The sequence below is a fragment of the Capnocytophaga sp. oral taxon 332 str. F0381 genome, assembly GCF_000318275.2.
GTDB lineage: Bacteria > Bacteroidota > Bacteroidia > Flavobacteriales > Flavobacteriaceae > Capnocytophaga > Capnocytophaga bilenii.
Genome location: NZ_KB291301.1, coordinates 1 through 25,082, shown reverse-complemented (window position 1 = coordinate 25,082; position 25,082 = coordinate 1). Strand labels below are relative to the sequence as shown.

Here is a 25,082-nt window from a genome sequence, read left to right as displayed (position 1 = left end):
GAATTGGGCACAAGCTACAAGCTTGCGCCAGCGAAGGAGGAACAATTTTGAATTTTGAATTGGGTATTGACTAAAGATAATCATTGACAATTAAACATTATTTTGTACTTTTGTGCCTTGAAAATAATAGGTTAAAAATGGAACAAGATAACAACACTCAATATCGTATTTTGCTACTCATAGCTTTATCTCACGGTCTTAATGATGTGATACAAGGGATTATTGCGTCTATTTACCCTGCGCTTCAGGCTAAATATGTGCTGACTATGGCGCAAATTGGTATTATTACGTTCTGCTACCAGATGTCGGCTTCAATATTGCAGCCTTTGGTGGGAAATTATACTGATAAGCACCCTCAACCCTATTCACAATTGGTGGGTATGGGTTTTTCTACATTGGGGGTAATTTTGTTATCTATAGCGAATAGTTATCCGTTTATATTGGTTTCGGTGGTGCTGATAGGAATTGGGTCGTCTGTATTTCACCCTGAGGCTTCACGGGTGGCGTTTTTGGCTTCGGGTGGGAAGCGGTCGTTTGCTCAGGCTATTTTTCAGCTGGGCGGCAATTTAGGGAGTGCATTGGCTCCTTTGTTGGTCATTTTGTTTGTTTTTAGCAGGAAGGTTGTAGATGGGCAATTGGTGGAGGAGGCACATCAGGAGTATATTATATGGTTTGCGCTGATAGGAGTATTTGCAATGGGGGTGCTGGCAATGATTGGCAAATGGCGAAGTATTATGCTGAAGTTGCAAAAGAAAAAAGTACAAAAGCCGATAGCGATGCCTAATCTTACCAAAGCACAAATACGCAACTCTATGATTATACTTATGTTATTGGTGTTTAGTAAGAATTTCTACACTTCGGCTATCAATAATTATTTTCAGTTTTATACTATTGGTAAATTTGGTTTTACGAATGCTGAAGCGCAGCTCTATTTGTTCTATTTTTTGGGTGCTGTGGCATTGGGAACGCTCATTGGAGGGTTCTTTGGCGATAAAGTAGGACGGAAGTTTATCATTTGGTTTTCTATTTTGGGGACTGCTCCTTTTGCGCTTTGGTTGCCTTATGCAGATGCAGCTACTACGGGTGTACTCATCGTGCTGATTGGGTTTATTATAGCTTCGGCATTTGCGTCTATCTTGGTATATTCGCAGGAGTTATTGCCTAAGAAGATTGGGATGATTTCGGGATTTTTTTACGGATTTGCTTTTGGTATGGGAGGTTTGGCTTCGGCAGTTTTGGGGCGACTTATAGATATTACAAGTATTGATTTTGTATATAAGGTTTGTTCTTTTTTACCGCTAATGGGGTTAATTGCTTATTTTTTGCCTGATATGAAGAAAGTAGAAAAGATTAGCAATCAGTAAGATAAGCTACTGTTAAAAATATTTTTGTCAATTTATTTTGTAGATTTAGAAAAAGGTTATACTTTTGCGGCTACAAGAAAATAAATCGGGATGTGGCGCAGTTGGTAGCGTACACGTATGGGGTGCGTGTGGTCGCTGGTTCGAGTCCAGTCATCCCGACTTTTTTATATATAATTCACAAAAACTATGAATAAGATTTATCTTCTTTTCTTATTATCTTTATTTACTTTTTTTTCTTGGGGACAAACACAAACGCTTAAGAATAATTTTGTGGTGGGTGCTGAGCTTCCTTTTTTGTATAACAATGATCGTGAGAAGCCCGACACTAATGGCTCTTCTAATGTTTCTTTTTCATTTCGCCCCCGTATTAATGTTTTTCTTCAAGCAGATAGATATAAAATAGTGGAGGAGGATTTTTTAAGAGTAAGAAAGTTATCCTTATTTAGTGCGAGGGTAGATTACACTTTTTTACAAACGCAACAGAACGATGATTACAGTCGTTATAACCACATTCATCAGGTATCGTTTTTGTATATCATAGGGGGTATGCACAAGGAATACGGTACACAGGTGGGGATAGGTCCTAATTTGAATTTTGGTGATGCTAAAGGTGTGAATGCGCGTTTGTTCTTGAGTGGCTACGGTGAATGGAAGGGCTTTATAGGGAGTGTAGATATTAATTTTTATCTTCCTAATGCTAAAAGAAAAGAGGGTGTGCCGAGTGATAGTTATAAATATGGACATATAGCTATTGGGCTGGCATATCGTTTATAAATAGATACTTATTGAATTGAAAAACATATGAAACTTTCAAACTTCAATTTTGACTTACCCAAGGAGCTATTGGCAGAGTATCCTAGCGAAAATCGCGATGAGGCTCGGCTAATGGTGGTACATCGCAAAACGGGTGAAATAGAGCATAAATTATTTAAGGATGTTATCAACTATTTTGATGACGGTGATGTGTTTGTAATTAACAATACAAAGGTTTTCCCTGCGCGCCTATATGGCAATAAAGAGAAGACTAAGGCGCGTATAGAGGTATTTTTGCTTCGTGAGCTGAGTGCTGACCAGCGTTTGTGGGATGTGCTTGTAGACCCTGCTCGTAAAATACGTATTGGCAATAAGCTTTACTTTGGAGAAAATAGTGATTTGGTGGCTGAGGTGATTGATAATACGACTTCGCGAGGGCGTACATTGCGCTTTTTGTATGATGGTACTTATGAGGAGTTTCGCCAACGCTTGGTGGAGCTAGGACAAACACCGCTACCTAAATATATATCGCGCCCTGTAGAGCCTGAAGATGAAGAGCGTTACCAAACTATTTACGCTAAACACGAGGGGGCTGTGGCTGCGCCTACTGCGGGATTGCACTTTTCTAAGCATTTGATGAAACGCCTTGAAATAAAAGGGATTACATTTGCTGAAGTAACTTTGCACGTGGGCTTGGGTACTTTTAATCCTGTGGAAGTGGAGGACTTATCTAAGCACAAAATGGATAGTGAGGAAATACACATTCCTGAGGAAGCAAGTAAAATTATTAATAATGCTAAGGAGAAAAAGAAAAGGATTTGTGCCGTGGGTACTACTGTAATGCGCTCATTGGAAAGCTCGGTATCATCGGCGGGGCTTGTAAATCCGTTTGATGGCTGGACAAATAAGTTTATTTTTCCTCCTTATGATTTCAGTGTTGCTAATGCGATGATTACTAACTTTCATACGCCTAAATCTACTCTTTTGATGATGGTTGCTGCGTTTGCGGGTTATGATTTGATTATGAAGGCATACAAAGAGGCTGTGGAAGAGAAGTACAAATTCTACTCGTATGGTGATGCGATGCTTATTCTTTAAGAAAAAAGGGGGTAAATTTACCTAAACAATAATAAAAAATTAAGAGACTGTCCAAAAAAGTTTTGTTTTGTGAAGGCGATTTGCCAATCGCCCCTACAATGTGAATAAAAGCGATTGATTATCAGAGTAATTAACTTTGGCAAACTCTGAAAGTTTGCCAAAGTGTATGGCGCAAAGGCACTTTTATAGTTCTTACCTAAACAATAATAAAAAATTAAGCTGTCTTAAGAAGGTTGGACTTTTTAAGACAGCTTTTTTGTTATTAATATTATTGCTTAAAACTCTGAAGTGAAATGGAGTTTTAGGGTTGGGTATTTTTGTTTTACCATTTCGATAGAGAAGGCAGAATCGGCAAGGAAGACTAATTGGTTTTGCTTGTCGCGAGCTAAGAATTTTTGTTTTACGCGCAAAAAGTCTAAATACTCGGGGTCTTTTGGGTTGGCTGGGGCTTCTACCCAGCAGGCTTTGTAGATAGGGAAGTTCTCGTAGCTGCATTTTGCTCCGTATTCGTGTTCTAATCGGTATTGAATTACTTCATACTGAAGCGCACCTACTGTACCAATAACTTTTCTTCCATTGAAATCTAACTTGAAGAGCTGTGCTACCCCTTCATCCATTAGCTGGTCGATACCTTTTTCGAGTTGTTTGGATTTGAGGGGGTCGGCGTTATTGATATAGCGGAAGTGTTCTGGCGAGAAGCTTGGTATTCCTTTGAAATGAAGTACTTCTCCTTCGGTGAGGGTATCGCCTATTTTGAAGTTGCCCGTGTCGTGCAAACCTACAATATCGCCTGCATAGGATATATCTACTACTTCTTTTTTTTCGGCAAAAAAGGCATTGGGACTTGAAAATTTAAGTTTTTTGCCCAATCGTGTATGTAAATAGGGTTTATTACGCTCAAAAGTTCCTGAAACTATTTTCACAAAAGCCAAACGGTCGCGGTGATTGGGATCCATATTGGCGTGGATTTTGAAAACGAATCCAGAGAAAGTAGGTTCATTGGGGAATACGAGTCGTTCTTCACTCATTTTAGGGCGAGGTGAGGGTGCTATTTCAACAAAACAGTCTAACAATTCTCTTACACCGAAATTATTGAGTGCAGAGCCAAAGAATACGGGTTGCTGCTCGCCTCGCAAATAAGCTTCTCTATCAAATTTGGGATATACTTCATATACGAGTTCTAAATCATTGCGCAAATTGGCAGCTGATTGTTGAGAAATTATTTTCTCTAATTCGGGGCTACTGATATCATCAAAGGAGATGGTTTCTTCTATATTTTTGCGGCTATCGCCTGAAAAGAGGTTGATATTTTTCTCCCATATATTATAAATTCCTTTGAAATCGTAACCTATACCTATAGGGAAGCTCAGAGGAGAGACTTTTAGTCCTAATTTTTGTTCTACTTCGTCAAGCAAATCGAAGGCGTCTTTTCCTTCGCGGTCTAACTTATTGATAAATACAATCATTGGGATATTGCGCATACGGCATACCTCAACGAGTTTTTCGGTTTGTTCCTCTACCCCTTTGGCAACGTCTATTACAACAATTACACTATCAACGGCTGTGAGGGTACGGAAGGTATCTTCGGCAAAATCTTTGTGACCGGGGGTATCGAGGATATTAATTTTGTGTTGTTTGTAATTAAAAGCAAGTACTGAAGTAGCTACCGAGATACCGCGTTGTCGTTCTATTTCCATAAAGTCGGAAGTAGCTCCTTTTTTTATTTTGTTGGATTTTACGGCACCAGCCTCTTGTATAGCCCCTCCGAATAGAAGAAGTTTTTCGGTAAGGGTAGTTTTACCAGCATCGGGGTGAGAAATGATGCCAAAAGTGCGGCGTTTTTGTATTTCTTGTTCTAAATTCATAGAGTTAATATAAAAAAAATAGCACATTAGCAAACAGTGCTTGCTAATGTGCTCATAAGGTAATCAATATTACTTTTTGTTTAGTACGTATTTAGCTGCAAGCTCGGTATCGGTGATTTCGCTACCATCAGCACTTAGCATTTTCAAAGCACCTTCGGTTACGCGATAGCATCTTTTATCGTTAGCATTAGCAGCGTCTGTAAGGGTTAGTAATTGTTTTTCGGCATCGTAGCTTACAGAGCCTTTAGAATCGAATACTCCTCCTTTACCCTCATATTCTTCTTTAAGGGTATAGCTTTCTTTTTCAACAGTAAGGGTAGTTTTGATACCTGCACAATCAGCGCAAGGTAACACACCTTCATAAGTACCTGCATATGAAAGATTTTCGGTCATTGCTTCACGTTGATCTGCCATTGATTGTTGGGTAGTATCGGTTTCGGTAGTGCTTTCGGCACTGTTGGTTTGGTTACAAGCGGTTGCTAATAAGGCAATTACGCTTAATGATAAAAATAGTTTTTTCATTGTTATAAAAACATTTATTGTTAAAAACGCTGCAAAGATATAAAACTAATAATAAACAGCAATAACATTTAACATTTTCTTCTTCGGTATGTTAAAAAAAAGTTATATATTTGCCTCGCTAATTATAACATATTTAAACGATGAAGATTCATTTAATTTCTGCTTTTGCAATGCTGTTGGCTTTGTGTGCGTGCAAAACTACCACTACTGTAGAGCCTTCTACTACAGCTAATTATGAGGTGGTTCCTCTGCCCCAAACTATTACTACTACGGCTAACGAAAAACCTTTTTTACTGAGTGCTAACACTCAAATTCTGTACCCTGCAGGCGATGCCGATTTGGAACGCTATGCAGGTTTTTTGCGTGACTATATTTTTAAACAAACGGGGATTGAGCTGAAAACAGCTACTGAGCAAGGAGAGGCAGCTAATGCTATCCAGCTACTAAAAAATTACCAACACACTAATCCTGAAGCTTATAACGTAAAGATAAGCAATGTGGGTATCGTCATCAATGGGGCTACTGAAAAAGGTACTTTCTACGGAGTACAATTCCTCAGAAAGGCTATTCCTGTGGAAAAAACTACGGGGGTTAGCTTTCCTGCAGGAGAAATAAATGATATGCCTTTTTTTGGGTATCGCGGGGCACACTTAGATAGTGCTCGCCATTTTTTCACTACCGATTCGGTACGTATTTTTATTGATATGCTGGCGTTGCACAATATGAATCGCTTTCACTGGCATCTTACTGATGACCAAGGTTGGCGTTTTGAATCTAAAAAATACCCTGAGCTTACAGTGGTAGGGGCTACACGCAGCCAAACGCTGGTAGGCAAACAAGACGAAGTGTATGACGGCAAGCCTTATGGTGGTTTTTATACCCAAGAAGAACTTAAAGAGATTGTAAAATATGCTGCTGACCGCAATATTACAGTTATTCCCGAAATAGACCTTCCCGGTCATATGGTAGCTGCACTGGCTACCTATCCACAATTGGGCTGCAAAGGCAGTGGCTATAAAGTACGAGAAAAATGGGGCGTGGCTGAAGATGTATTGTGTGCGGGGAATCCCGAAACTTATGAGTTTATCAAGAATATATTGGAAGAGGTTACCGAAGTGTTTCCATCAGAATATATTCATATAGGGGGCGATGAGTGTCCTAAAGTGAGCTGGCAACAATGCCCTAAGTGCCAAGCTAAAATAAAAGAATTGGGAATAAAGACTGATGCTAAACATTCGGCTGAAGAGTACTTGCAAAGCTACGTTATTGGTTTTGCTGAACAAGTATTGGCAGCCAAAGGACGTAAAATTATAGGTTGGGACGAGATTTTGGAAGGCGGACTCACACCTAATGCTACTGTGATGTCGTGGCGAGGTATCAGCGGTGGTATTCAGGCTGCTAAAGCAGGACACGATGCTATTATGAGCCCTATGTCGCACTGCTATTTTGATTATTACCAAACTGACGACACAGAGAATGAACCCCTTGCCATTGGTGGTTATTTGCCTGTAGAGCGTGTTTACTCTTTTAATCCTTACCCCGATAGCCTTACTCCTGAAGAACAAAAACATATTTTAGGCGTACAAGGCAATCTTTGGACAGAATATATAGCAACTTTTAAGCACGCTCAATATATGGTTTTACCACGCTATGGAGCTTTGGCGGAAGTGCAATGGGAAAACCCTGCTTTGCCTAAAAACTACACCGCTTTTGCACAACGCTTATTGCGCTTATTGCCTATCTATCAGTTGGAAGGCTATAACTACGCTAAACATATTTTTGATTTGCATACTGAAGTGTTGCCTCAAACTGACTTTATAAAGGTTACTTTCTCTTGCTTGCAAGATGTGCCTATTTACTACACTACCGATGGCAGTGAACCTACTGAAAAATCAAATGTGTATAAAGAGCCTTTACAAATCACACAATCTATGCAGCTAAAAGCTAAAGTTTTTGGTAAAGAACGCGAGAGTGGTTTTAGCCAACAATTCTTTTTCAATAAAGCTACTGTACGCCCTATAGAATTTATCAGTAAGCCTTCGCCTACTTATACTTTTGAGGGGGCTGTAACTTTGGTAGATGGCTGTAAAGGGGGTAGCAATTCTCGTTCGGGACAATGGTTGGGCTTTACTGAAGCACCTTGTGAAGTGGTGATTACTCTAAAAGAGAATACACCTATAAAAGAAGTAAGCTTTACTGCCTTTATAGAAACGGGTGATTGGATTTATCCGCCTACTCATTTTGAGGTGTTAGGCTCTACTGATGGCAAAAACTATGAGCTACTTGCTAAAGAAGATTACGCTCTGCCTAAAGAACACTTCAAAGAGATAAAGAAATATGCGCTTTCTTTTCCTGAAAAGAAGGTTACTTACCTAAAAGTAAAAATCAATGAGGTGAATAAGATACCTGCATTCCATAAAGGTGCTGCTGGCAAACCAGGTTTCTTGTTTATAGACGAAATAGAAGCAAATTAATAATGCTTTATACTTAATAAAAAAAGGCTGCTTGATTGTTCAAACAGCCTTTTTTATTATTACTTTAGTACTTTATTTACTATTTTTTAGTAGGTAGAGGGTAAGTACCTTCTACTAAGATACTACTATCTACATCTTGTAGGTTTCGGTGTCCTGAGAAAGCCATAGTTGTATCCATTTCATCATAAAGGATTTGCAGAGCACGAGTAACCCCTTCTTCGCCATAAGCTCCTAATCCGTATACAGGGGCACGACCAAGCATAATACCACGTGCGCCCATAGCCCACGCTTTTAGCATATTTTGCCCTGTATAGAAACCAGAGTCAATCCATACTTCGGTTTGGTTACCTACTGCGCTTACGATGTCTGGAAGCGCTTTGATAGAAGAGATAGTATCGTCCATTTGGCGACCTCCGTGGTTTGATACGATGATAGCATCAGCACCATATTTTACAGCCTCAATAGCATCTTCTGGGGTCATAATACCTTTTAAGATGATAGGTCCGCCCCATAGTTCTTTAATTTCAGCTATATCTTTCCAGCTAAGACTTGGGTCGAATTGTTCTTTTGTCCAAGAAGAAAGAGAAGATAGGTCGGATACGTTTTCGGCGTGTCCTGCGATATTGCGGAATGTCCATCTGCGGTTTCCGAAAATGTAACGCATTCCCCAAGGTAATTTTGTTGATAGGTTGATAATGTTAGGGATGGTAAATTTAGGAGGTGTAGAGAGTCCGTTTTTGATATCGCGGTGGCGGTTACCAAGCACTTGCAAGTCTACAGTTACCATTAGGGCAGAACATTTAGCAGCTTTGGCGCGTTCTATAAGGTTTTTCATAAACTTACGGTCGCGCATTACGTATAGCTGGAACCAGAAAGGTTCTACTCCTGCTTCAGCAAGGTCTTCAATAGAGCAGATAGACATTGTAGAAAGCGTAAAAGGAATACCAAATTTTTGGGCAGCTTTTGCCATATGTATTTCGCCATCAGCCCACATCATTCCCATAAAGCCTACTGGAGCTGTCATTGCAGGGAATTTTACTTTTTGCCCCAATAAAGTACTTTCAAGCGTACGGTTATCCATATCTACCAATATCTTTTGTTTGAATTTGATAGGGTTGAAATCGGATACGTTGTCGCGATAAGTGGCTTGTGTCCAAGAACCTGTATCTACATATTCGTAGAACATTTTAGGTACATTGCGCTTGCATACTACACGCAAGTCTTCAATGTTAGTCATTTTTGATAAATCTCTCATTCGTTGTAGTTTTTAGTAATTATTATTTCCTTTACCAACTTATTAGTTTAGTTGAAAATAGGAGTTTTAATAAAATCGGTTGCAAATTTAATAATTTATTTTTATATAGCAACTTTTAAAGGCTTTTTTTGTTTCGGTTTGTTATTTTTTTGTTTACAAGTTTAAGAAAGTGAAGCCTACGCCTATAGTAGTTTGCTTGTAATTATAATCGATGAATGAGTCGGCATAGCCGTGAGTAGCTTGTACAAAGATAGTATTTTTAGTCGTTAGGTGCGCTATTGCGGCACGGGTGAGATAAAGAATAATTTTAAACATTAATCTTTAAACATTATTTCGTACCTTTGCCGTAATTTTATGATTAATACTTTTTTTAAGATAAATGAGAAAACTCGTTGTTATATTGTTTATTTTGTATTGTTATGGCGGATATGCACAAGGTGAAGTGGCTACTAAAACTGAAGAGGTTACTAAAAAAGATGTAAAGGTAGGGCTGGTACTTAGTGGTGGTGGAGCTAAAGGATTGGCACATATAGGCGTGCTAAAAGTGCTGGAAGAAGCTGGTGTGCGAATAGACTACATAGGTGGTACAAGTATGGGGGCTATGGTGGGGGCTATGTATGCTGCTGGATATAAAGCAAAAGAGCTGGATTCTATTTTTCGCCATTTAGATTTTGATAAGCTTTTACAAGACAAGGTTTCACGGGATAACCTTTCTCTGCACGAGCGTTATCTGTACGACCGCTATGTGGTTGCCTTGCCCTTCGACCATTTTAAGGTAGGACTACCTCGCGCCGTTTCTAAAGGACAAAACGTATATAACGAGTTTATAAAACTGCTCTATCCTGTAAATGAAATTTATGATTTTTCACAATTGCCAATCCCCTTTTTGTGCGTAGCTTCCGATATAGAAACAGGAAAGGCTGTAGTGTTGGAAAATGGCATTCTGCCACAAGCTATACGGGCAAGTGGTGCTTTTCCTTCATTATTTGATTTGGTAGAAATAGACGGCAAACTGCTTACCGATGGTGGTATTGCCGATAATTATCCTGTAAAAGAAGTTAAAGACAAAGGTATGGATATTATCATTGGTGTAGATGTGCAAGACCCTCTCACCAAACGAAAAGATATAAATTCGGTAGTGAGCATTCTCTCCCAAGTAACTACGTTCCCAATGATGAAAGATATGAGCGAAAAAATTAAACTCACTGATATTTATATCAAACCTAATATTGAGGGGTTTAACGTTATCTCGTTTGACAAAGGGGAAACAATCATTAAAAATGGAGAAATTGCAGCTTCGCTCTTTTTACCGCGATTGCGAGAGATTGCTGCCGAACAACGACACGACAGAGTGGAAGACCCCGTCATAAAAACCGACCGTTTTTTCCTGAAAGACATACACTTTCACGGCAATGAACACTTCACTCGCAGCTACTTGCGCGGTAAGCTACGCCTGAGAAACCTAAACAAAATGATTACATTTGACCAGCTAAACGATGGGCTCAATAACCTAATGGCTACCAACAACTTTCACTCAATCAATCACCTTATAAGACATACTGATGAGGGCGAACATATAGATTTTTTCCTTAAAGAGAACCCACAACGCACCTATTTAAAGTTCGGAATACATTATGACAACTTGCTACGTACAGGCTTTTTGCTGAACTATACCAGCAACTACCTCTTGCAAGATAGCGACTTCTTGTCATTAGATGTAATTATTGGCGATGTACCTCGTTATCAGTTTGATTATTTTGTTGATAAAGGATTCTATTTTGGTTACGGAGTGCGCTCTAAACTATTGCGTTTTAGCCGAAAACTGAACAGCAATCGCTTGGCAAACTATCGTATTGAGGACTCTGAACTCAACCGTATGGATGTGGAAGCGTATGACTGGGTAAACCAACTGTATCTGCAAACACTCTTAGGCAATGGTTTCGTTTTTGGTATAGGGGCTGAGCATAGAAATATTAGGTTTGATACAGAACAGGTATACAATGTAAGTTCGTTGCGTTCTTATACTGAAAAAGCTCACTTTGGGAGCTTGTATTCGTATTTAAAGTACGATTCGTTCAACAATAGTTTTTTTCCTACCAAAGGTATATATTTTAATTCGCAGTTCAATTTATATAGTTTTGCTTCAGGCTATAAAGATTTTAATGATTTTGTGTCGGGCAAAACAGAACTTTCAGTGGCTTTTCCTATTACAAATAAGGTGAGTGGGCGTGTAAGTACCGAAGCTGGTATTACAGTGGGTAACCCCGATACTTACTCGTTGAATTTCTTTTTAGGAGGGTATAATAGAAATATTTTTACTAACTATTCACATTTTTACGGTTATGACTTCTTGAGTTTTGGGGCTAAAAATTACTTAAAATCGGAGTTGGTTATTGATGTACAAGCTTTTAAAAAACAACATCTTTTGTTATTGGCAAATATAGCTAAAGCTGATAACAACCTCTTTAAGAGCTTACAATGGCATCAGTACCCCGATTATTCAGGTTATGGCATAGGCTATAGCATTGAAAGCTTTATAGGACCTGTAGAACTGAAATGTACTTACTCGCCTGAGGTAAAAGAAGCGGTTTGGCTACTGAATATAGGGTATTGGTTTTAGATAAATGACAAATAATTATGATTAAAATAACGACAAACGTTATGATATTATTGTCAAAACAATTATCTTTGCAGCCCAAAATGTAGTGTTATGAATTTTGATATTAAACCTATTGGTTATTTAGAAACACCTTTTGAGGCTGTGGCTCATATGCCTATACAACCTTCGGTGATTGCATCTTCGCGAGGAAAAGCTGTATTATACGATGAATTTGCTGCGGGTCTTAAAGATTTGGACGGCTTTTCGCATATTATTCTCTTATTCTTATTACACAAAATAGAGGGCTACCAGCTAGAGGTAGTGCCTTTTATGGACGATGTGCCTCACGGGGTATTTGCTACCCGCTCGCCTAAACGCCCCAACCGTATAGGTATGTCGATTGTAACGTTGGAGCGTATTGAGGGTAATGTTATCCACTTTCAAGGAGTGGATATGCTCAACGGAAGTCCGCTATTAGATATTAAGCCTTACTATTCTTATTTTGATGACCGCCAGAACGTTCGCAACGGCTGGCTAGAAGGCAAGGTACTAACCGCTGAAAGACTAAAATCTGATGAAAGATTTAACAAATAACAATTCATTAAACATTATAAACATATGAAACACTTAAGAATTTTTACATTCGTTGTCTTATTATCATTAGGCTTTGCAGGATGCAAACAAACGAACTCACAAGAAAATAACACACCTACTACCCAAAGTGCTACAGCATCTACTACCTCTGAAGCTGATGCACTCACTGAAGGTTACCCAAGCCCCAACGTGCAAGTAATGGGCGAGGTTGAAAATCCGTTTACCATTACCGTCAATTCGTTACAACGATTGGATGTGAAAAGCTTGCAGTCATTTGATGTGGTATGCCAAACGGGGGTAACCACTCAAGAATCACAAGAAGCCAAAGGGGTACTCCTCACCGATATTTTGGAAAAAGCTGTTATAAAAAAGGAAGGGCATAAAGATCGTAATTTTTATATAGTAGTTCGTGCTACCGATGGGTATATGGCTACTTTTTCGTGGATAGAACTCTTCCTAAACAACACAGGTAAAGGGGTGTATCTCATTTATGAAAAAAATGGGAAGCCTCTTGAGGAAACCGGCGAAATGGAACTGATTAGTAATAATGATGAAAAAACAGGTCCAAGACACGTAAGCTGGGTGAAAAGTATTGAAGTGTACCGTGTGAAATAATGACCAATAGCAAATGAAACGCCGTTTATTATTGATGGGGCTACTGATAGGGGTAACGTTACTATGCTTGTTGTCATTAAGCGTAGGCAGATACCCCCTGCCTATAAGCGATATTCTTGCTTTTGCTTTTGGGCAAAAGGTTGTAGATGAACATACTGCCTTGCTGCTTGCTGAAGTGCGTTTGCCTCGTGTAGCTGCGGCTCTTTTGGTGGGAGGAGCGTTATCGGTGTCGGGGGTAGCTTATCAAGGAATGTTTAAGAATCCGCTCATTAGTCCTGATATACTGGGGGTAAGTTCGGGAGCGGGCTTTGGGGCGTCTTTGGCGATATTGCTTTCGTGGGGTATGCTAGGAGTACAACTCTCGGCTTTTGGTTTTGGCTTAGGGGCTGTACTTATTGCATTGGCTTTGAGTAAGCGCATCAGCGGGATGCACAGTCAGGCATTGGTATTATTGCTTTCGGGAATCATTACGGGCTCTATGTTTGGGGCGTTCATATCGCTTACCAAATACATAGCCGATGCCGAATATAAGTTGCCCGACATCACCTTTTGGCTAATGGGTAGCCTCACCAATATAACCACCAATCAGGTACTTACCATAGCCCCTATTGTGCTACTTGCCGTGCTACCGCTCTACTTTTCGTCTTGGCGACTGAATGTGCTTTCGTTTGGGGAAGACGAGGCTCACACTATGGGAGTACAGGTGCAGCGGTTGCGCTTAGTGGTGGTATTGTCGGCTACTTTGCTCACTGCCACAGTGGTTTCTATTACAGGATTGATAGGGTGGATAGGCTTGGTAGTACCTCATATTGCGCGTTTTATCATAGGTTCTGACAATCGGTATTTGCTGCCTGCAGCTTTTATGCTGGGGAGTTGTTTCCTCATCATTATTGATTTGTTGTCGCGCACACTATCGGCACTTGAAATTCCTCTGGGTATTATAGCCTCTATCATCGGGGCTCCTATTTTTTTCTTTGTGCTTAAATCAGTAAAAAGCAAACAAAGCGTATGGGAATAACGGTACATAACTTATCGGTAGGTTACCAAAAACCTCTTCTTACCAATGTGAATTTTACCTTGCAAAAAGGTGAAATACTGTGCGTATTGGGCAGAAATGGAGCTGGTAAAACTACGCTTTTTAAAACACTTTTGGGGTTGTTGCCCAAGCTTTCGGGCGAGGTACTGATAGATGGTATACCCTTGAACCCGCTCGCACCTAAACAACTTGCCCAAAAAATAGCTTATATACCCCAAGCGCGCAAGATAGACTTTGCTTTTACGGCTTTTGAAGTAGTGCTCTTTGGGCGTACCCCTCACCTACCCTACTTTGGTTTTCCTACAGAAAAAGATAAAGCCATAGCAACCAATACGATGCAACAAATAGGTATACTACACCTAAAAGACAAGGCTTTCTCGCAGATGAGCGGGGGTGAACAGCAACTCACTATCATAGCACGCGCTCTTACCCAACAACCTGAATATATAGTAATGGACGAGCCTACTTCGGCACTCGATTTTGGCAACCAGCTAAAGGTGCTACAACAGGTGAAAGCTTTGCAAAGTAAAGATATAGGTATTATTCTTTCTACTCACAATCCCGACCACGTTTTTATTTGCAATTCAAAAGTGGCTGTAGTGAAAGATAGTACTATAGCTGCAATTGGCACTCCCGATGAGGTAATGACTGAAGCTTTGCTAAAAGACCTCTACGAGATAGATATTAAAATTATAAATCAAAAAAACAGAAAGATATGTTTCCCATTGTAATAATTGGTATGGGTCCTGGCAACCCCGAGCTGCTTACCTTAGCCGCTAAAAATGCCCTTGAGGAAGCTGATGTTATCCTCTTTGATTGTATGCCCGATGATACGCTGCTGAAAACCTTTCAGTTTAAGGGTGAAATCATTGCTATTGACAAGAAAACTGACCCTACAGCTATGTTGGCTGCAATGGAAGAGCACTACCGCGCAGGCAAAAAAGTATGCCGACTAAAACCTGGTGATGCACTCATTTTTAACGGAGGAGGCAAAGAGGCGAGCCTCTTAAAAGCTAAAGGCATCAACTTCAAAATGATACCCGGTATTACGGCTTCGTGTGCCGCAGCTAACATTTTTGCAGTACCCATTACTGAAATGGACGAAAGCGATGCCTCAATAAACTTTGTATATCACAACAATGAAACAAACCATCAGCAGCTAAAGCACTTGGCTGGAGCACTGAAATACGGCAGTACGTTGCATATCTATTTTGCTAATACAGAGTGCATAGGGCAAATTGTGGAGATTATCACTTCTGCAGGGGTAACTCCTGATATGCCTGTAGTGGTTGCCTCGCGCATTTCGGCTAAAGACGAGACTTCTGTAAAAACTACTTTAGGCAAAGTTGAAGCTACTTTGCGTTCTTTGGATATGAAGCGCCCTATGCTATTTATCATAGGTAAATACGTAGAGATACTCTCAAAGAAACAGGTTATACCCTTAGATAATTTGCTAATTAATAAATTATCTAATTAATAATTTTATATCGTTATGCTTGCATATTCACAACCTTTTTGTATCTTTGCAGCGCAAAAGGAGCTTATGCAAGCTCTCTTTTTTTAAATAACGTTATGTAATATATCGCATAACAATTTAATAATTAACCATTAATAATTAATATTAACCATTAATAATTAATATTAACCATTAATAATGAAACGTTTAGTATTTGCAATTGTACTACTTTCGGCAGCTGCACAAGCTCAAGAAAAAGTAAAAGATTCGGTAGCTGAGAGGCATTATGACCTGCAAGAGGTTACTATCTTTGGAAAACAAAATGGAAAGGTAGAACTCGTACCTACCCAAAAATTACAAGCTTCTACACTTCAAAACAATAACAAAACCAACGTAGTAGATGCTCTTAACCTACTCCCAGGGGTAAGTATCACCCAGTTTGGTGGTCGTAATGAGGGAACTATCTTTGTGCGTGGTTTTGATAATAAACGCACTCCTGTATACTATGATGGGATTCCTATCTACGCTCCTTACGATGGTAATTTTGACCTTAGTCGTTTTCTTACCTATGATTTAGGAAGTGTTTCGGTAGAAAAAGGCTTGGTATCTGTAAAATACGGGGCAAACGCTATGGGAGGTGCGGTGAATATCGTATCGCGTAGCCCACAAAAAGAATTGGATATCAATGGTACTTCGGGGGTTGGTTTTGCTGATGGTGCTGGTGTAAACTCTTACTTTACAGGGCTAAACGTAGGTACCCGCCAAAATAAGTACTATGCTATGGTATCGGGTTCTTTCAACAAACGCGAAAACTTTGTGCTTTCTAAAAACTTTGAACCTACAGCTTACCAAGATGCTGGCAAACGCCGTAACTCTGGTGCTTTTGACAAAAAATTAAGTGCTAAATTTGGCTACACTCCTAACGAAACCGATGAATACGCTTTGGGCTTTGTAAACCAACAAGCTAATAAGGATATTTCACCAGGGGTTGATAGGGTAGGTAATGGTAGCTGGGCACTTTACCCTGTTTACAACAAAACAAGCTTGTATGCTAAAACCAAAACCAAAATAGCACGCGAAACTTTCTTAAACTTTACAGGATATTACGACAAGTATTATAACGAAATGAGGCGTTATGATGACGAGACTTATACAACCATAAATAGACCTAAAACTTCTTTTATCAGTATCTATGATGACTATTCGGCTGGAGGTATCCTTACTTTTAGCACTAAAGCACTTAATCGCAATGCTATTACCTTTACTGTTAATGAAAAATACGACCACCATAAAGAACACAATGCCGAAATAGCAGCGAATCCTGCTATAGGGCAAACCTTTAGAGCTGGAGAGCCTGAACAATCTTATAAAGACAATACTCTTTATGCAGGGATAGAAGATGTTATCACCCTTACCGATTGGCTTGATGCTGTAGTGGGTGCTTCATACAACCAACGCAAAAATATTTTGGCACAGGAATATGGTACTCACTATCTCACCGGAGCTCGTAATGTATTGTACGATTTCCCTACAGGTAATGACAGTGCTTTTGACTTTAAGGGAGGACTTGTATTCAAGCCTGCTGAAAACCAAAACATCACTTTATCGGCTTCTAAACGCTCTCGTTTTGCTTCACAAAAAGAACGTTACTCAAGCAGATTTGGTGGACAAGTGCCTAACCCCGACTTAAAATCAGAATACTCAATAGCTTACGACCTTACTTATACAGGTAAAGTATTAGACAATAAACTACAATACGAAGTTTCTGGTTTTATTAATGATGTAACCAATGCCATTTATGAACTCACTGTGGGGGTAGATAGTAGTGGTAGAAATATAATATATAATACCAACCTCGGTAAGGCACTCTATCAAGGTTTTGAAGCGGGTGTAGGCTATGCTCCTATTAAATATTTCTCTTTTGGAGCTAATTACAGCTTTATAGAAATGAAAGACCAAACCCAAAACAGCAATTTGAAACTTACCAATGTGCCTAAATACAAACTAGTAGGTTTTGCAACTATTTCTATACCTGAAATCAGAACTAAACTACACCTAAATACTGAAACTTACGGCAAACGTTACCTAAATAGTCAGGGTGATGAAGCTCCTGATTTTACACTTGTAAATACCAAACTCAATGTAACTCTTTACAAAGGATTAGAGTTTAACTTCGGTGTAAACAACCTTTTGGACAGAAATTACTATTGGGCTAGTGGTTGGCCGCAAGCAGGTCGTAACTTTATAAGTGGTTTATCCTACAATTTCTAAGATTTTGTTTTACTCTTAATAAAAATGCTTTGGTAGCATTTTATCAAAGCATTTTTTCAATGAAAATCATTTAAATACTAATTATATATACAATGAAAAGATTTTTTAAATACGTATCGTTTGTAGCTATCAGTATAGCTTTGGCTACAGCTTGCGAAAAAGCAGATGAAAGTGCTTTGCCTAATATCCCTTTAAAGCTAAGTACCGATGAAGGAAATACAAAAGCTGTAGTGCTTACCCTTGAAAAAGGAAAAACTTTCCCCGAAGCAAAACAAGGGGGCAAAGGCGGCAATAACCAAGGTGGCGGCAAAGGCGGCAACAACCAAGGTGGTGGCAAAAGCGGCAATAATCAAGGCGGTGGCAAAGGTGGTAACAACCAAGGTGGCAAAGGCAATAAAGATACTGCACCTACAAGTATTACTATCATTTCGGGCAGTAGTGATTACAGTATAAAATCACTAAACGAGGCTGTAGCTACTGTTTCTCTAAAAAATATGAGTGTAGTAATAAAAGCTATAGAAGTAGGTACTACTACAGTAGTAGTAACCGACAATTACACCAAACAAACTAAAGAAATAGGTGTAAAAGTAACTACGCCTAAACAAGGCGGCAACCATAGTGGAGGCAAAGGCGGTAAAAAGAATTAAGAAGGTTGCTTTTTATAAAATAAGATTTTGTTTTTACTCTTGATAAAAATGCTTTGGTAATCATCTATCAAAGCATTTTTTTTATTATATTTGCAGCGTGTTACAGCCCATATAGTTTCCGATGAAGAATTATTTATTTTTATGTATTGCTTTTTTGCTAATAGTAAGTTGCGATAATACCCCTAAAAAACAAACAGAAAACGTTTCTGCCGAAAAAATATCTCTTACCGATATGGCAGGGCGAAAAGTGCTAGTACCTAAAAGCATTAACAAGGCTTTTATAGACCGCTCCTCTGTGCATCTAGTCTATGCTCTCGATACCTTATTACCTGTAAATAGGGTATTTAACTACAACGAATCCGAAAAAAAATACCTCAAAAAGAGCTTTTACGAAGGAAAACCCTACGTAATTGGCACCCCCATAGAGGAGATTATCAAACTGCGCCCAGAGGTAATACTACTCACCATATCGCTACAAACGGAAGCCGAACGAGCTAAAGAAATAGAAAAAGCTGATATTTTGCAACAAAAAACAAAAATACCTGTAGTACTATTCAGTGGCGATTTTGAGCAATACACCCAAGCCCTTACGCTCTTAGGAACGCTTTTGCACAAAGAACAAGAAGCAAAAGAACTCAACGCTTTTATTGAAAAGTATTGCTATAGCATTCCAAAAGTGGTAGCTACCATACCCGAAAACAAACGCAAAACTGTCTACTATGCCGAAGGTATGAATGGATTGCAAACCGAACCGCCTACTTCATTGCACAGCTATCTTATCAACTATACAGGGGGTAAAAACATTGCCGAAGTAGAGCTGCTCCCTGGTAAAGGCAAAACCAATGTTTCTATTGAGCAGATATACCGCTGGGATCCTGATATGATATTGGTATGGTCGGGTAATTTTGACGATTTATACAGCTATAAGGCTATTCGTAAAGAAAAAATATGGCAACAGCTACGGGCTGTAAAAGAGAACCAAGTATACCAAGTGCCTTGGCGCCCCTTTGGCTGGATAGACCGCCCACCTGGTTTAGGTCGTGTGATGGGAAGTATATGGCTGGCAAGCCTCACTTACCCCGATTACTTTAGGGCTGATATTGTGCCTATTACTCAAGAGTTTTTCAAGAAATTTTACCATTATGATATGGATTACATAGAAACAAGAGAAATTATTTCAGCACAAATAGCTATTGATAATTGAGAAATTAATTAACTTAAAAAACATTCATACAATGAAAATAACAGAATTAGAACCAAAACAATTATGGGCGAACTTTGCCAGCCTAAATGCTGTACCTCGCCCTTCAAAAAAAGAAGAGCAAGTAATTGCTTTTATGGTGGCTTTTGGTAAAAGCTTAGGGCTTGATACTTATCAGGACGAAACAGGTAACGTGATTATCAAAAAACCTGCTTCAGCAGGTATGGAAAACCGCAAAACGGTGGTGCTACAATCGCACCTCGATATGGTACACCAAAAAAACAATGATACTGTATTCGACTTCAGTACTGAAGGTATCAAAATGTTAGTAGATGGCGATTGGGTACGTGCCGATGGTACAACTCTTGGTGCTGATAACGGTATAGGCGTAGCAAGCATTATGGCTATCTTGCAAAGCAAAGATATTGCACACCCTGCTATTGAAGCCCTTTTCACTATTGATGAAGAGACTGGTATGACAGGGGCTAAGGGATTGAAAGGGGGCTTACTATCAGGAGCTTACCTGCTGAACTTAGATACTGAAGAAGATGACGAGATAGATATAGGCTGTGCTGGTGGGGTGGATGTATCGGCTTTTAGAGAATATGATACTGTACCTACTCCTGCAGATGCGATGGCTTATACCTTATCAGTGAAAGGACTACACGGCGGTCATAGCGGTATGGACATTCACAAAGGTTATGCCAACGCCAACAAACTGATGAATAGGTTGTTATTTACTTGCGCTGAAAAGTTTGACTTGCACATTGCTGAAATAGACGGCGGCGGACTTAGGAATGCTATCCCTCGTGAAAGTGTTGCCATTATCACTATAGATAAAAAAGAGGAAGATGCTTTCAAAAAAGAGATAGCACAGCTTACAAAGGATTTACAACACGAATTTTCAGTAACCGAACCTACGCTAAGTGTACTTCTCGCTCCTACTGTCTTGCCTGAAAGGGTAATGGAAGTAGAGGAACAGCAAGATATATTGCGAGCTATTTATGCTGCTTTCAATGGGGTATACAAAATGAGTCAATCCATAACCGACCTTGTGGAAACGAGCAACAACGTAGCAAGGGTACTACTGAAAGACGGTGAAGTGAATGTATATTGCCTTACACGCTCGGCTTCCGAAACTTCTAAATACGACTTGGCTGATACCATTAGAGCTGCCTTTGAATTAGCTGGCTTTGAGGTAGAATATACAGGTAGTTACCCAGGCTGGGAGCCGAAAGTAGATGCCGAAATACTGAAAATTGTAAAAGAGCAGTACGAAACCCTTTTTGGTGAAACGCCACAAGTAGTAGCGTGCCACGCAGGTTTAGAATGTGGTATTTTGGGCACTCATTACCCCACTATGGAAATGGTAAGTTTTGGACCCACTATCAAAGGAGCGCACTCACCTGCCGAAAAAGTAAACATTGCTTCAGTACAAAAATTCTGGAAGTTCTTGCTGTCTATATTGCAAAATATACCCGTTAAATAATAAGTAATCAGCTTTTTATAACTGAATATCCCCTATCGCTCATACTCGTAAAAACGTATGAGCGATATTTTTTTAATCAATTTATAGGAAACTTTTTTTGTTTATTAAGTTTTTTGTAGTACCTTTGCCCCCGATTTAGAAAAAACAACAAATGGATTTAATTAAACTTTCTATTAAACGTCCCAGCGTCCTGATTGTAATGCTAACGCTGTTACTATTAGGGGGCTTTTATTCTTATAAACTATTGAACTACGAACTTATCCCTAAGTTTGAAGTGAATGTAGTAACTATCTCTACTATTTATCCTGGTGCCTCACCTTCTGAAGTTGAGAGTACAGTTACTAAGAGGATTGAAGATGCGGTATCTGCCTTGGAAAATATCAAGAAGATACAATCGTATTCGTATGAAAGCCTTTCGGTGGTAGTGGTACAACTTACCAATGATGCCAATGTAGATAATACCCTCAATGAGGCACAGCGTAAGATTAACGCTATCCGTGCCAATTTGCCCACCGATGCCAAAGAGCCTTCACTTAGCAAATTCTCTCTCTCTGATTTGCCTATCGTTTCTATTGGGGTAACCTCTAAACTTTCTTCGCAAGAGCTTTACGATTTGGTAGATAAGAAAATACAACCTGAACTATCGCGTGTGCCTGGGGTAGCGCAAGTGAATATCATCGGGGGGCGCAAGCGTGAAATACGAGTAAGTATTGATGCTAAAAAATTGGAAGGTTATGGTATTTCTATTGGGCAAATACAACAGCTCATTGCAGCTTCCAACTTAGAGATACCTGCAGGTAAAATTAAAACACGTGAGAATAGCACCTCTATACGTTTGCTGGGTAAAATTCAAGATGTAGCGCAGTTGCGTAATCTTACCTTAGCTTCGCAAAATGGAATAGAAATACGACTTTCGGATGTTGCCGATGTGCAAGATACCGAAGAAGAGGCTGAAAAAATAGCACGTATAGACCAAGAAAATACACTCTTATTACAAGTTCTTAAACAAACTGATGCCAATGCAGTATCGGTGAGCGAGTTGGTACGCAAGAAAATGGAACAAGTAGAGCAGACTTATAAAAATGAAGGTGTAAAAATGTTATTGGCAGAAGATACCAGCGAATTTACCCTACACGCTGCCAATTCAGTAATGTTCGACCTTGTCTTAGCTATCGTATTGGTGGCTGTGGTGATGTTCTTCTTCTTGCACAGCTTGCGCAACGCCCTTATCGTAATGGTATCTATCCCTACCTCACTTATTGCTGCCTTTATAGGTATGTATTTCTTCGGCTTTACACTGAACTTGATGAGCTTAGTAGCCCTTTCGTTGGTGGTAGGTATCTTGGTGGATGACGCTATTGTGGTGCTTGAAAATATACACCGCCATATGGAAATGGGCAAAAATAAAGTACGCGCTGCCTTCGATGGTTCAAAAGAAATCGTACTAACGGTTATGGCGATTACTTTGGTAATTGTGGTGGTATTCGTACCTATTTCTATTGGTAACTCTATAGTAGTGAATATTGTGCGCGAGTTCTGTATGACGGTGGCTATCGCTACAATGCTTTCGTTGCTAATGTCATTTACAGTAGTGCCTTGGTTGTACTCACGTGTTGGTAAGTTGGAACACGCCAATCCTAATTCGGTATTAGGAAAGATTGCTATAGGTTTTGAGGATTATCTCAAACGCTTTACAAAGCTCTTCTCCGATTTATTGGTATGGGTATTTGCCAACAAGTGGAAAACGATTATTTTGGTATTCTTCCTCTTTGTAGGCTCTTGTTCGCTTATCCCTACAGGCTTTATAGGTGCTGAATTTATGCCTCCTATGGATAGAGGTAAATTCTTAGTACAGTTTGAGCTCAACAAAGATGCTTCGTTAGAACAAACTAACTTTATCACCCAAAAAGCTGAAAATTACTTGCGTGGCTTGAAAGTAGAGGGTACTAATAAACCTTTGGTAGAGAGTATGATTACTACGGTAGGACAGTCTACAAGTGGTATGGGAGGTACACAAGCAACTCCTTACAAATCCGAAATACAACTTACTCTTGTAGATAAAAAAGAACGTAGCGAATCTACTAATATAATAGCTGCCAAACTAAAACGCGAACTCACACAGTATTTAGTAGATGCCAAAGTGAAAACAGTACCTGTCGGATTGATGGGGGCTGAGCAATCACCTATTGCTTTGGTAATTACTTCCGATAACGTAGAAGTTGCTCAACAATATGCTGAAAAGGCGGCAGGATTGCTTAAAACTATTGACGGAGCTACCGAAATAAAACTTAGTTCAGAAGCAGGTAACCCCGAAATAAACGTAGAGTTAGACCGCGACAAGATGACCCTATTAGGGCTAAATGTCGCTACTGTAGGTACTACTATGCGTACTGCTTTCAATGGTAATGACGATAGTAAATTCCGCACCGGCGATTCTGAATACGACATCAACATACTATTTCAAGACGGCGACCGCCAGTCAATAGCAAATATTGAGAATATGACCTTTATCAATGCTGCAGGGCAACAGATAAAACTCTCGCAATTTGCAACTATCAATTATGCATCAGGTCCTACACAGTTAGAGCGTTATGACAAGTCGCCTTCGGTAACAGTACAAGCGCAATCAGTAGGTCGCCCTTCAGGTACTATCGTGGCTGAATGGAAAACAAAACTCGAAACCCTACAGAAACCTACTAATGTACACTTTGTATTTTCAGGCGACCAAGAGATGCAAGATGAAGGATTTGGTACTATATTCATATCATTATTTGCAGCTATCCTTTTGGTATATATGGTGATGGTAGTGCTGTACGACAGTTTCTCACGTCCGTTTGTGGTGTTGTTCTCTATCCCACTATCGTTTATTGGGGCACTGATAGCTTTAGCCTTAGCCAATATGTCACTCAATACCTTCACCCTTTTGGGTATGATTATGCTTATCGGGTTGGTAGCCAAAAACGCTATTATGCTAGTAGATTTTGCCAACCACCGCAAACTGGAAGGGGAAGATACTGTAACCGCACTAATACAAGCCAACCACGCCCGTTTGCGCCCTATCTTGATGACAACCATTGCGATGGTGGCAGGTATGATTCCACTTGCTATTGCCAATGGAGCTGGTGCTGAGGTGAACAAAGGTTTGGCAATTGTAATCATCGGCGGACTTCTTTCGTCTCTATTCCTTACGCTTATTGTAGTGCCTTTGGTATATCTCATCTTTGATAATATAGGCAAACGCTTTGGTAAAGAAACCAAAGTAGATTATGAAAAACTAATGATTGCCGACTATGAGCACAAAGAAATAAAAGGCGAACACGAAATATAAATAATTAGCAAATTAGCCAATTAGTAAATGTAAAAATTACTAATTGGCTAATTTCTTTTATTGAGTTGTCTATTTAATTACATACTAATTGACTTTGGGAAACGGGAGAACGTTCTACAATTCTTTTTATTAAACTGTTAAAGATAGTATCTTTATTTTGTGAGCGATTGATTCTAAAACTATACTCAGCTAAATAGCGGTCTATATTAAACTCTGAATCCCAAGAATATATACCTCTTATCCAAGATTTTACTTGATGTATTATCTTATGTAATGTAGGAAAATTCTTCCCATTATTACTAGGAATTTGAGTTATATCAAAGTCTTTTATAGGTTTATATCCTTTCCATTCGTCAGTAGTAACTTGTGCTGTTTTACTAATGTGTTTATCAAATATTGTTCGTAATGATTTTGAGGAATAGTCAGGTATTTTTAGTGCATAAAAGTGCTTTACTTTGCCTCGGTCAGTAAGTTCCATTGCACAAAGAACTTTCTTTTTCTTTGTGTCATAGCTT

Annotated in this window: 20 protein-coding genes and 1 tRNA gene; 16 read left to right on the top strand and 5 right to left on the bottom strand. The window is 39.3% G+C overall.

From position 1 onward, the window contains the following. Positions 1 to 137: 137 nt before the first annotated feature. The 4 genes from HMPREF9075_RS05725 to queA all read left to right on the top strand — a co-directional run bounded on the left by HMPREF9075_RS05725 (position 138) and on the right by queA (position 3,215). Complete coding sequence (locus tag HMPREF9075_RS05725) at positions 138 to 1,364, top strand: MFS transporter (protein ID WP_009415542.1); 1,227 nt, start codon at positions 138 to 140, stop codon at positions 1,362 to 1,364. Between the two features lie 86 nt (positions 1,365 to 1,450). Further along, a tRNA-Pro gene (locus tag HMPREF9075_RS05720) sits at positions 1,451 to 1,523 on the top strand. Between the two features lie 27 nt (positions 1,524 to 1,550). Then, complete coding sequence (locus HMPREF9075_RS05715; RefSeq protein WP_009415541.1) at positions 1,551 to 2,138, top strand: hypothetical protein; 588 nt, start codon at positions 1,551 to 1,553, stop codon at positions 2,136 to 2,138. A 27-nt stretch (positions 2,139 to 2,165) separates the two neighbouring features. After that, a complete protein-coding gene (queA, locus tag HMPREF9075_RS05710; RefSeq protein ID WP_009415540.1) occupies positions 2,166 to 3,215 on the top strand; it encodes a tRNA preQ1(34) S-adenosylmethionine ribosyltransferase-isomerase QueA in 1,050 nt (349 codons plus the stop codon). 275 nt (positions 3,216 to 3,490) lie between these two features. On the opposite strand, the gene HMPREF9075_RS05705 is transcribed toward queA, so the two are convergent. Further along, a complete protein-coding gene (locus tag HMPREF9075_RS05705) occupies positions 3,491 to 5,080 on the bottom strand; it encodes a peptide chain release factor 3 (RefSeq protein WP_009415537.1) in 1,590 nt (529 codons plus the stop codon). A 69-nt stretch (positions 5,081 to 5,149) separates the two neighbouring features. Then, entirely contained in the window at positions 5,150 to 5,602 is a 453-nt protein-coding gene (locus HMPREF9075_RS05700) for a copper resistance protein NlpE (RefSeq protein WP_009415536.1), read from the bottom strand. Positions 5,603 to 5,742: 140 nt separating this feature from the next. Between HMPREF9075_RS05700 and HMPREF9075_RS05695 the strand changes: the two genes are divergently transcribed. Continuing rightward, a complete protein-coding gene (locus HMPREF9075_RS05695; protein WP_009415535.1) occupies positions 5,743 to 8,076 on the top strand; it encodes a beta-N-acetylhexosaminidase in 2,334 nt (777 codons plus the stop codon). A 79-nt stretch (positions 8,077 to 8,155) separates the two neighbouring features. Here HMPREF9075_RS05695 and HMPREF9075_RS05690 read toward each other — a convergent pair whose 3' ends face one another. Then, the gene (locus tag HMPREF9075_RS05690; protein ID WP_009415534.1) at positions 8,156 to 9,331 is read right to left on the bottom strand and encodes an alpha-hydroxy acid oxidase; all 1,176 of its coding nucleotides are present in this window, start codon (positions 9,329 to 9,331) and stop codon (positions 8,156 to 8,158) included. A gap of 153 nt (positions 9,332 to 9,484) precedes the next feature. Next, the gene (locus HMPREF9075_RS14010) at positions 9,485 to 9,646 is read right to left on the bottom strand and encodes a phospholipase A (protein ID WP_009415533.1); all 162 of its coding nucleotides are present in this window, start codon (positions 9,644 to 9,646) and stop codon (positions 9,485 to 9,487) included. Positions 9,647 to 9,710: 64 nt separating this feature from the next. On the opposite strand from HMPREF9075_RS14010, the gene HMPREF9075_RS05685 reads away from it, so the two are divergent. From HMPREF9075_RS05685 to HMPREF9075_RS05635, 11 genes are all read left to right on the top strand, one after another. Further along, entirely contained in the window at positions 9,711 to 11,951 is a 2,241-nt protein-coding gene (locus HMPREF9075_RS05685) for a patatin-like phospholipase family protein (RefSeq protein WP_009415532.1), read from the top strand. A gap of 90 nt (positions 11,952 to 12,041) precedes the next feature. Next, complete coding sequence (tsaA, locus tag HMPREF9075_RS05680) at positions 12,042 to 12,524, top strand: tRNA (N6-threonylcarbamoyladenosine(37)-N6)-methyltransferase TrmO (RefSeq protein ID WP_009415531.1); 483 nt, start codon at positions 12,042 to 12,044, stop codon at positions 12,522 to 12,524. Between the two features lie 24 nt (positions 12,525 to 12,548). Next, entirely contained in the window at positions 12,549 to 13,139 is a 591-nt protein-coding gene (locus tag HMPREF9075_RS05675; RefSeq protein ID WP_009415530.1) for a molybdopterin-dependent oxidoreductase, read from the top strand. 13 nt (positions 13,140 to 13,152) lie between these two features. Further along, positions 13,153 to 14,157 carry an iron ABC transporter permease gene (locus HMPREF9075_RS05670; RefSeq protein WP_034556996.1) on the top strand — a complete coding sequence of 335 codons (1,005 nt, stop codon included), beginning with the start codon at positions 13,153 to 13,155 and terminating at the stop codon, positions 14,155 to 14,157. After that, positions 14,148 to 14,906 carry an ABC transporter ATP-binding protein gene (locus HMPREF9075_RS05665; protein ID WP_009415528.1) on the top strand — a complete coding sequence of 253 codons (759 nt, stop codon included), beginning with the start codon at positions 14,148 to 14,150 and terminating at the stop codon, positions 14,904 to 14,906. Before HMPREF9075_RS05670 ends, HMPREF9075_RS05665 begins: the two co-directional genes overlap by 10 nt. After that, positions 14,891 to 15,652: an SAM-dependent methyltransferase gene (locus HMPREF9075_RS05660; protein WP_009415527.1), complete on the top strand. Its 762-nt coding sequence runs from the start codon at positions 14,891 to 14,893 to the stop codon at positions 15,650 to 15,652. Before HMPREF9075_RS05665 ends, HMPREF9075_RS05660 begins: the two co-directional genes overlap by 16 nt. Positions 15,653 to 15,829: 177 nt before the next feature. Then, the gene (locus HMPREF9075_RS05655) at positions 15,830 to 17,902 is read left to right on the top strand and encodes a TonB-dependent siderophore receptor (RefSeq protein ID WP_009415526.1); all 2,073 of its coding nucleotides are present in this window, start codon (positions 15,830 to 15,832) and stop codon (positions 17,900 to 17,902) included. Between the two features lie 92 nt (positions 17,903 to 17,994). Next, a complete protein-coding gene (locus HMPREF9075_RS05650) occupies positions 17,995 to 18,549 on the top strand; it encodes a hypothetical protein (RefSeq protein WP_009415525.1) in 555 nt (184 codons plus the stop codon). Between the two features lie 121 nt (positions 18,550 to 18,670). After that, a complete protein-coding gene (locus HMPREF9075_RS05645; RefSeq protein ID WP_009415524.1) occupies positions 18,671 to 19,753 on the top strand; it encodes an ABC transporter substrate-binding protein in 1,083 nt (360 codons plus the stop codon). 31 nt (positions 19,754 to 19,784) lie between these two features. Then, positions 19,785 to 21,239 (top strand): aminoacyl-histidine dipeptidase, encoded by a 1,455-nt coding sequence (locus HMPREF9075_RS05640; RefSeq protein ID WP_034556992.1) that lies wholly within the window; start codon positions 19,785 to 19,787, stop codon positions 21,237 to 21,239. A 151-nt stretch (positions 21,240 to 21,390) separates the two neighbouring features. After that, the gene (locus HMPREF9075_RS05635) at positions 21,391 to 24,567 is read left to right on the top strand and encodes an efflux RND transporter permease subunit (protein ID WP_009415522.1); all 3,177 of its coding nucleotides are present in this window, start codon (positions 21,391 to 21,393) and stop codon (positions 24,565 to 24,567) included. Positions 24,568 to 24,640: 73 nt separating this feature from the next. On the opposite strand, the gene HMPREF9075_RS05630 is transcribed toward HMPREF9075_RS05635, so the two are convergent. Then, on the bottom strand, positions 24,641 to 25,082 hold a 442-nt coding region (locus HMPREF9075_RS05630), incomplete at its 5' end, for an IS1595 family transposase (protein WP_009415521.1).